Annotated in this window: 12 protein-coding genes; 10 read left to right on the top strand and 2 right to left on the bottom strand. The window is 24.8% G+C overall.

The window, feature by feature from the left end; translation table 11 throughout:
• Positions 1–193: 193 nt before the first annotated feature.
• The 7 genes from BM020_RS09675 to BM020_RS09075 all read left to right on the top strand — a co-directional run bounded on the left by BM020_RS09675 (position 194) and on the right by BM020_RS09075 (position 4934).
• On the top strand, positions 194–343 hold the full coding sequence (locus BM020_RS09675) for a hypothetical protein (protein WP_159428557.1): 150 nt from the start codon (positions 194–196) through the stop codon (positions 341–343).
• A 307-nt stretch (positions 344–650) separates the two neighbouring features.
• A complete protein-coding gene (locus tag BM020_RS09935; RefSeq protein WP_256379541.1) occupies positions 651–773 on the top strand; it encodes a hypothetical protein in 123 nt (40 codons plus the stop codon).
• Between the two features lie 313 nt (positions 774–1086).
• Positions 1087–1350: a CRISPR-associated endonuclease Cas2 gene (gene cas2, locus BM020_RS09095; RefSeq protein ID WP_067146342.1), complete on the top strand. Its 264-nt coding sequence runs from the start codon at positions 1087–1089 to the stop codon at positions 1348–1350.
• A gap of 65 nt (positions 1351–1415) precedes the next feature.
• The gene (gene cas1 / locus BM020_RS09090; protein ID WP_074798943.1) at positions 1416–2420 is read left to right on the top strand and encodes a CRISPR-associated endonuclease Cas1; all 1005 of its coding nucleotides are present in this window, start codon (positions 1416–1418) and stop codon (positions 2418–2420) included.
• A 289-nt stretch (positions 2421–2709) separates the two neighbouring features.
• Entirely contained in the window at positions 2710–3777 is a 1068-nt protein-coding gene (locus tag BM020_RS09085) for a hypothetical protein (RefSeq protein ID WP_074798942.1), read from the top strand.
• Between the two features lie 62 nt (positions 3778–3839).
• Complete coding sequence (locus BM020_RS09080; protein ID WP_074798940.1) at positions 3840–4565, top strand: zinc ribbon domain-containing protein; 726 nt, start codon at positions 3840–3842, stop codon at positions 4563–4565.
• Positions 4566–4595: 30 nt separating this feature from the next.
• Entirely contained in the window at positions 4596–4934 is a 339-nt protein-coding gene (locus BM020_RS09075; protein ID WP_074798938.1) for a DUF2085 domain-containing protein, read from the top strand.
• A gap of 662 nt (positions 4935–5596) precedes the next feature.
• On the opposite strand, the gene BM020_RS09515 is transcribed toward BM020_RS09075, so the two are convergent.
• The gene (locus BM020_RS09515) at positions 5597–5776 is read right to left on the bottom strand and encodes a hypothetical protein (protein WP_143743992.1); all 180 of its coding nucleotides are present in this window, start codon (positions 5774–5776) and stop codon (positions 5597–5599) included.
• A gap of 542 nt (positions 5777–6318) precedes the next feature.
• On the opposite strand from BM020_RS09515, the gene tcpO reads away from it, so the two are divergent.
• A complete protein-coding gene (gene tcpO, locus BM020_RS09065) occupies positions 6319–7344 on the top strand; it encodes an NAD(+) hydrolase TcpO (RefSeq protein ID WP_074798936.1) in 1026 nt (341 codons plus the stop codon).
• A 13-nt stretch (positions 7345–7357) separates the two neighbouring features.
• Here the strand turns inward: tcpO and BM020_RS09060 are convergent, their stop codons facing one another.
• Entirely contained in the window at positions 7358–7885 is a 528-nt protein-coding gene (locus BM020_RS09060) for a hypothetical protein (protein WP_143743991.1), read from the bottom strand.
• Positions 7886–8341: 456 nt separating this feature from the next.
• Here BM020_RS09060 and BM020_RS09055 point away from each other — a divergent pair, with 456 nt between their 5' ends.
• The gene (locus BM020_RS09055; RefSeq protein ID WP_074798932.1) at positions 8342–8530 is read left to right on the top strand and encodes a phospholipase D-like domain-containing protein; all 189 of its coding nucleotides are present in this window, start codon (positions 8342–8344) and stop codon (positions 8528–8530) included.
• A gap of 28 nt (positions 8531–8558) precedes the next feature.
• A complete protein-coding gene (locus BM020_RS09050; RefSeq protein ID WP_074798929.1) occupies positions 8559–9539 on the top strand; it encodes an ATP-dependent nuclease in 981 nt (326 codons plus the stop codon).
• Positions 9540–9611: the final 72 nt, after the last annotated feature.

Here is a 9611-nt window from a genome sequence, read left to right as displayed (position 1 = left end):
ATTTGTTGATGAAAACATTTTTAGAGTTTGATTTAGGTCGTTGTTCAAGGTTTATTTATACCATTTGTATATGTGGGTGGGATAAAAGTTAATGGAAAATGGAAATATCGTCAATGCTCTATTAGATTCTGTTTTCTATTTGTATTGTAGTTGATGCAGTTTTTATGATTTTGAAGGATGAAAAACGATTGTTATGAAGTTTTTAAATGAATCTACGATGAATAAGAATAAAGTTGCTATTACTACAGATTTAGATAAAAAATATGGCTCGGTAATTTCTAAATTAGGGTTTTTTAAACATCAATTATTGTATTTTTTCATGCTAAAAAGAGAGTTTGAATAAAAAAATATTAAAAGATAATAATGGGGGAGAAATATAAGCTTTCTAAAAGGGAAGAATATAAAAGAATGTGGAGATTAATTAAAAATGATTGAGGATTTATTTTGATTTAAATATATTATTTATGAAGCTGAAAGAGAGTTACAAAGGTTTAATTTATCGTAAAAAAATGAATTTCATAATGTCTTATTTTATTGAAATTTATAAGAAAATTTATTGTTTCTAAGGTATAAAAGCTTTATTTATCATTTAAAAGATAAGAAAATTGAGATTAGAACTAATAAGCTTGAAATATGCTTTTTAAGAAACTATGTCTGAATCAAGAAAAAGAACTTTTAAGACTATTCTTTGGTGTTTTAAAGAGAATTTATCCCAGAGATTGATTTGGAATGAAAATAGAAAACTTAATCAAGTTCATCAACAAAGTTTTTGAAAGAGCCATAAAATAGGGATTGTGACATTTATATAGTATTAAGTACATAATTATACTTAACAAGTTGCAGGGTTTATTCCAATAAAATAAGGATTGTGACGTGACTCTCATGTTTTCATTTAAACCTATTTCAGAGCTTGTATTGCAGAGTTTATTCCAATAAAATAAGGTAAATTTTCATATCTCTAAAACAAAAAACTCTTTTTTAATAACTTAAACAATTTCTATCATCTAAAAAATAGAAAAACTTAAATATTACCAAATCCTTATCTTATGTGCAAATAGTGGGGTGATTTATATTTTAGTCTTTGTCATGTATGATATTACAGATAATCCGACAAGATCTAGTTTTGTAAAGAAATTACAACATTATGGCTTACACCGTATACAAAAATCTATCTTTTGCGGATTTTTATCAATTGATGAGCGTTTAAACTTAGCAAGTGAATTTGATTTCTTTATCTCTTCACAAAGAGATAGTATAATATTAATTCCAACATGTGAATCTTGCCTTGATTCTGTTTTTATAGAAGGTGATTTGATTCTTCCTCAAAAGTGGGAATATGCTTTTTTATGAATTTAATTTATTTCTTAAGTAGCAAATGAGAAGATAAATTTCAATTATTTAATGGGGTGTTTTAAATGAAATTAGTCATAGATGGTTTTGGCAAATCAGTAGCTAAAAGAGATAATCAAGTTGTCATTAAAGAGAATGGTAAGGAAAAAGGCTATTTTTTAGCAAAAGACATATCTCAAATATTATTAACTGGTAAAGGTTCAATTACTTTTGATGCATTAAGCTTACTTGCTGAACATGATATTGATTGCGTATCTATTGACTGGAGAGGCTATGTAGATTATAGACTATCAGCTCCAGATAGAAAGAATGCAATTGTTAAAAAGGAACAATATTTTTCACTAATGGATTCAAGAAGCGGCTATTTAGCTAAAGCATTTATTATTGCAAAGATTGAAAATCAAAAAGCAGTTCTCGGAACTCTTGCTAAATCAAGAGAAGATAATGATTTTTTACTTAATCAAAGAGATAAGTTATCAGATAGCTTAGAAAAATTATCTAAGATTTATAATAAAACCTCAGATAATCTCAGAAATAGGATTATGGGTATTGAAGGCCAAGCCTCAGTAGAATATTGGGCTGGATTTTCAGATGTTTTAGATGAAAAATGGGATTTTAGAGGTAGAAGTGGTAGAGGTGCTCAAGATCCTGTGAATTCACTGTTAAATTATGGCTATGCAGTTGTAGAAAGTGAAATTTGGAAATCTATTTATCTTGCAGGTCTTGATCCATATTGTGGGTTTTTACACTCTGAACGTTATGGTAGGGCAAGTTTAGTTTTTGACTTAATTGAAGAGTTTAGACAACAGATAGTTGATAAAACTATTCTTTCAATAGTAAATAAGAATCAAGTTAACCCAGATGATTTTGAAGATAATGGAAACATTATCTTAATGAATGATAAGTCTAGACGCTTAGTTATTGCTAAGATTATGGACAAACTTAATAGTAAGGTTGAGTTTAATGGCAATAAGATGTCCTATTCCGATATTATTATGTATCAAGGTAGGCTTATATCTAAGTTTTTAACTCATGAAGCACAGTATACTGGTTTTTTCAGGCGCTGGTGAAATTCAGCTCTTTATCTAAATATGATTGGAGAATTAATATTTTGGACAGATAAGAAGCTTCTTTCCATTTTTAGTCAATATTATTTACTTTTTATTATTTTTTAATATTTAACTATTATTTTAATTTCAATTAAATTTTAAGGATTTTTAAAGCTTTATATTCAATTTTAATTGACTTGGAAATTTCTGACTATGTTCAATTTCAACTGAAAAAGGATCTTAATAAGGAAATTTTAAATAAATTAAAATCAAAAGATAGTATATATAAAAACAATATTCGGGTGATGTTTTGACTAAGTTTTGTACTGGGTGTGGGTTTGAAAATATGGATGATGCTAATTTTTGTATAAATTGCGGTAAATATTTTGGTGGTGATATGGATTTAAGAAATACAAATTCAGATAATAACGATCCCAATCAAAATCATAAGAATGCCGCCCAATTAAATAACACCAACAATAAGCAACTATCAAATAATCAAAGCACTATTCAAGTTCCTCAAAAGTATAGTGATTACAGTATAACGGAAGAAACAGAATGTTTTAACTGTCATAAAAACAGCTTTATTCATCTAAATAAAAAATCATTTTTATCAGATAAATGGGCCTACTTCTGTACTAATTGCGGACTAAGCCTTGAAAAATATGGAAATGAATTTAAACTAACTGATATTTATGATAAAAATAACCATATGTGGGAATTATATAATTCAAAAACACTAACTAAAGAAGAATGGATAAGAATAGCTAGTGGAGGATTGTCAGATAAAGATCAAAAAGAAAGGGATAATCAATTGGCAATTCAAAAAGAAAAAGAAAAAGAATTAGAACGAAAACAAGATTTAGAATTAGTTATTCAAGGATTAACTAAAGGTGAAATTGATTTAAAAACCATAGACTCTCCAGTTATCCTAAAAAAGAATGAAGAAGCTTATCTTAGCCTGCCTCATATAACATTAAGTGAAGCTCGTGCTGTGAGAGTATCAAGAAGCACTGGTTCAGGTGCTTCATTTAGAGTAGCTAAAGGACTTAGAGTCCATTCAGGTGGAGGGCAAAGTCGAAGTGTTTCGCATGATGAAATAATGGCAATAGATAGTGGAATATTTGTCATAACTAATAAAAGACTAATATTTCTTGGAAGTAAAAAATCTGTCAATATTGATTTAAAAAAGATACTATCTATAAACATATTTAAAGATGGCATTTCTGTTCAAAGAGAAAATAAACAGAAAGTGGAATACTTTACAAAAACCAACAAGCATAGTATGACTTTTACACTAGACAAAAGAAAACAAACTTTAGATTTAGAGGGTTATCTTATTAGGGCAATTATTTTAGGTCAAATTGCTAAGTTATAGTATAAGTCTTAATTATCTCATTTTTATTTTTATTTAATTTTCATAATATTTTGGGTGATGAAATGTTTTGTAATAATTGTGGTGAAAAATTAGCTGAAGATGTGAAGTTTTGTCCTAACTGTGGCCAAAAGGCAGACTATTCATCAAGGCTTAATTCATCTAGCAGGAATGATTTAAAATCAAGCAGTGGAGATAGATGGAATTCAAATAATAATCAAAAGAATATATCTACGAATCTTAGGGAAAATGCTATTAATTCAGATAGTATATTTAATAAATGGAAAGGATGGAGCACAGGTGAAAAGCTTTTATCCATTATAGTTTGTTGCTGTATTGGAATATCTCTTCTTGGAGCTATAGGCTCTTTAATGACCCCCGATCAAAATACAGCAAATTATGAAGATTATAACTCCTATAATGGTACTACTGTAGATGATATTAGTGAAGATGATAATTCAACTGAAGAGGCTAGTGGTGAAAATGAAACAACTGATTCAGATTCTAATGATTCAAGCTCGGATAGTAGTAAGGCCTCTTTAACAGATGATTCAAGTAGCAGTTCTGATAGTTCTGATAGTTATTCTAGTTCTTCTGGTTCCTCTAGTTACAATGATGATAGTGAACCAGTTACTGGCGGATCATATGTAGCAAGTAAAAACTCTAATAAGTTTCACAGAGCTTCTTGTGGACATGCAAGTAGAATAAAAGAATACAATAGAAGATACTATAGCAGTCGTGATGAGGCAATCAGTGCAGGAAAAGTTCCTTGTAAATTTTGTGATCCTTAGAAGAATAAATTTTTAATATTAGGTGGTAAAATGGATTTGACTAGATTAATATGTCATAGAATCCCTGAAAGAAGTTTTTTTATAGGAAACAGTCAGTTTCCAGTTTGTGCAAGATGCACTGGATTCTATATTAGTTTAATAATCTATTTTACATACACTTATTTTTATTATGTAAACTATAATCTGGAATTAATTATCTTTGCATTAATCCTTCTTTTACCTGCAGCAATTGATGGAACTACTCAATTGTTTGAGTTAAGACTTAGTAATAATAAACTTAGATTCTCTACAGGACTATTAGGTGGATTAGGTTTAGGAATTATATTAAAAGCAATGAAATTTTTTATATTTATGAATTTTTTTTATTAAATAACCACTTTCTTGAAATCATTTTTCACTTTAGAATGCACATAAACCAAAAAAATTTTCAAGTCGCTCTAAATTAAATATAAAGTTCTAGCAATATTTTAAATTAAGTTACCTTTGAAATATTATTTTAAATCAAAAAATGAAAAATAATAAGCTATATTTACTAAAAAAAGGAAATAAATATTATTGTGTACTCAAAAATATTAATTTCCAATCTTATTTTGCTCATTCATTACAATTAAATCTTTCGGATTTTAAATTAGAAAATCCAGTAAAATCTTGCATTGAAAGGATGATTAAAGATCTTAAAAGTAAATTTAACAAGAATAAATTAGAGTGTTTTATCATTTAGGCATTTGATTATGCTAAAATGATATTTTCAAATTATTACAGTAAGTATTCCAATCATACTTACAAAAATGTATCTGAATTCATAATATTATGTATAAAAACTTATTTAAATTTAACTTACGGAGAAATTTGTGAAGTAACTGAACTTTCAAGTGAAATCCATAGGATTTTAAAGTTCAGAAAGTTTCCTATTATTCAACTTTACAGCTACACAAAATACCACATTATAATCTATGCTGACACTCATTTAATATTGTCTTTACAAGCTCAAAGAGGCCAAAAACATGATGTATCTTTTACAATTTCATGTTTTAAGCAATATGAAGCAATAAACCACATTGTATTGTTGCAGATAGAGCATGATTTGAAAACATACGAATGGTTATTAATGAAGAAATAAATGCTTTTAAAATCATTCCAATAGAAAAAGAGTCAAAACAGGTAATTTCAGAAAGATGAGTGGTATGTTTTCCGTAAACCAATATATTCAAAGTGAAACAATCTTGAAAGTGTATTTAGTATGATTAAAAGGATATTTGGTGGAATTAATAGAAGTAAAGATACTAATTTATCAAATAAAGAAACTAAATTCAATGTTTGATGTATAACATCCACAAATCAATTCCATTAATTACAAAATAAGGATTTCAACAAAGCCTTTTTTTAAAACTATACTTTCTATAGGTAGCAAATTTATATTCACAACTTACATATATATTAACTAAATGGATTAAAGTGAATAAAATGATTAAATGGAAATTTATCTAATGAATTAGGAATGATTGATACTAATTTTATTAAATTTATATTTTCCTAATTAATAAAATCTTTTTTACAAATGTGTTGTTTCAGATAAGAATAATTATTTAACTTTAAAGTTGATTAGTATATGTATTTGAATAATTTTCAATGCAAATTTTTAATAGAAAATATAGGGTAATTAAAAATTTTTAATGTTTCAGTATTCTCTTGGATTGATATTTATAATGAAAGTGATGTTATTAAATTTTAGGATAGATTAGGTTGTGTTAAAATGGAGGATTTAGAAATTTTTTTAAAAAGATTTGAAGATTTATTAATTGATTTGGCTACATATAATGAAAATGAATCTAATGATTACATAATATATAGAAAAAAATTATTATCTTATGATTATTTAAAAGATTTTATTCCAGATTTCATAATAAAAAATCGTAAACCTCAATTTTTTAGAGCATATATGCAAGAAATAGGGGGTTATAAAGAAAGAAGAGATTTGATTTATAAAGGTTTTGAAAGATTATACGATTATGAAACTATAAAAAATTTTGATTCAGATAATAGTTATAATGTTAACCAAATTGAAAACTTTCTTGAAAGATTTGAAGATTTATTGATTGATTTAGCTACTGAAAATTTAAAAAAAGATGGTTTTGAAGAATATTCATTGTTTCGTAAAAAATTTTTAACTTGTAATTATTTTAAAGATATGCCTATTTTCTTGAAAAGAAATCCAAAGCATTTTAGATATTATATGCAATCACAAGGAGGATATAAAGAGAGAAGAAAAATAATTTCAGAAGAATTTAATAAGCTATTTAGTATTATTGAAGGTTCAAATTTTAATAGTGATTCTAATAATAAAAATAAATCTATTAATAAAAAAGAATATGATATTTTTGTTTCTCACTCATCTGAAGATAAGGAAGATTTTGTGAAAGAATTTGTTAATTTATTAAAACAAAAAGGTTTATCTGTATGGTATGATGATGATATTGTAAAAATAGGTCATAATTTAAGAAAAAGGATTAGTAAGGGTATAAAAAGTAGTAATTATGCAGTTGTAATATTTTCAGAAGATTTTTTTAAAAGTAAATGGACTAATTATGAATATGATAACATATTTTTAGATTTTTATGATGAAGAAAAAGTATTACCTATCTTACATGATTTAACTATTGAAGATTTAGAAAAATTTGATGGATCTATTCCTTTGATAAGAGCATTATCTACTAAAAAATTTACTGTTGAGGAAATTATTCATGAGATTCTTGAACGTATAAATGAGGAAAAATCTTGATATATTTCAAAATTTAAACAGTTTTTCCTATTTCTTTTTTTAAATTATTATATATTTCTTTTAATAAATCTAGTGATTCTATATAATCTTTATTATCTTTAAATGGGGTATCAGACATTTCAAAATATTCTTTATCGAAGTGCTCATTGGAATAATCAATAAATTTATCTATTAATTCTTGTACTTCTTTAGAATAATAATTGAAATGTAATGAGAATTTTATGTTATGAATAAAATTTACAATATTTGTTATGAAATATTCCACTTCTTCTAGAGTATTATAATAGATTTCTTTGTCATGTGAATTAATGTATTCAGTATCAATAACTGTTTTATATTTGTCAAGTTCCTTAATTAATAATAAAACAGCTTCTTGTTTTTTATCAAATAATAATTCTTCTAATAACAATTCTTTAGATGTGTTAATTTGTTTATTAAGTTGTTCGTCAGTTTTGTATATTGTATATAATGAAATGATAATTGAAATTATGGATAAAGATAATGAAATGTTGTTTTCTTTAATTATATTTAAGAAAAACAAAATTATAAAAATTATTATTATACTACTTATTATTAAAGGGACAGATTTTAAACTAATAGATTTCATATTAATTTTTATATTTTATTAATTATTTAAACTTTAATTAATAGTAAATTTCATATATTTATGTTATTTTTTATAGTATATTTAACATTTTAAATATGATTTTTTTAAAATTATTTTTTCCATTTTTCTTTACATTTTGGGGACTTTAAAATTTTATAGGCTTAAATTTATTTTTAACTACTTTATCTATTAAATAAACAACAAATTTGTATTTTTAAGCCTAAACTTTTTTACAAGCCCTATATTTTAAGAAAATGAATTTAATTTAACTATTTATATAATTTCAAATTTGAAATAACATTATAAAATTATAAAACTTTAATTAGTAATAAATATAAAAATATCAACATTAATATTTTCTATTTTAAATTTTTAATAAAGGTGGGTAGCTTGTCTGAGGTAAAGACTCCAAAAATTTTGGCTAATAAAACTAATTTTGTATATAAAGAACTTGAAAATAGTATAAAAAAGGGTTTTATCTTATCTGTTATTTCTGCTCTTTTTTCTATGTATGCATATTATGCATTAAAGAATGATTTAGATAAAATAGACAACATGCCTTTTATTAGAGAAAATTAAATGTTTTTTTATTTTTATAAGGGATAAAATGTATTTAAAAACTTTTAGGATAAAAAATTTCAGAGGAATCAAAGAAACTACATTAAATTTTAGTTCAGGTATTAATATTTTAATTGGTGAAAATAATGCAGGTAAAACATCAGTTTTAGATGCTCTTCGTATTTGTTTGAGTTTTAAAGAACATAATGCATTAAGAGTATCTAAAAAAGATTTTAATATATATTGTCCTTCTGAAGACATTGAATTTGATTTATCATTTAGTATTAATAATGACTACGAAAGAGCATGTTTTATAGAGTTATATAATGCTAATACAGATGCTTTAGATATTCATTTTAGGTTTAATTTAAACAATAAATCACCTATAGGAAAAATCAATAGTACTATTTGGGGTGGGGAAAATGAAGGTCAGAATATACCTAATGAAATTTTCCAATTATTTATTAATGTTTATTTAGGTGCTTTAAGAGATGCTAAAAAATATTTAAGTCCTGGAAGATTTAATATTTTAGGACAATTTTTATCAGATATTGATGAGAAAAAATTTTCAGAAGAATATGATAAAGACAAAATGATTGATGATTTAAATAATAGAATTCAGAATAGCTCCTTTTTAGATTTTGTTGAAGATGTAAATGAAGAATATATTAATAATCATTTGACAAATTTGACATTTGATGATAATAATTTAAATATTGGGATAACTTCTTTATCTAAAGATTTTGAAGAGTATTGTAAAAATTTAAAAATTATTATACCTTTAATAAACAATTTCAGTTCGTCTTTAGAGTTAAATCAAAATGGTTTGGGATATAATAATATAATTTATATGTCTATTTTATTAAGTAGACTTTCTATTCTAAAAGAACAAGAAGATTCACTTTTTTTATCATTAATTATTGAAGAGCCTGAGGCACATTTACAGCCACAATTACAAAATTTATTTTTTTCTTATTTAAATTCTATCAATGAAGAACTGAATAAAAAGGAAAGTTTTCAAATATTTTAGGGTCCTAGATTTTTTCTAAAAATTAGAGCATTTTTTGTTCTTATTTTCTATGTTTTCAATACTCTATGATTT

The sequence above is a fragment of the Methanobrevibacter olleyae genome (genome assembly GCF_900114585.1).
In the GTDB taxonomy this organism is placed as follows: Archaea; Methanobacteriota; Methanobacteria; order Methanobacteriales; family Methanobacteriaceae; genus Methanobrevibacter; species Methanobrevibacter olleyae.
This window is presented reverse-complemented; position numbering and strand designations above follow the sequence as displayed.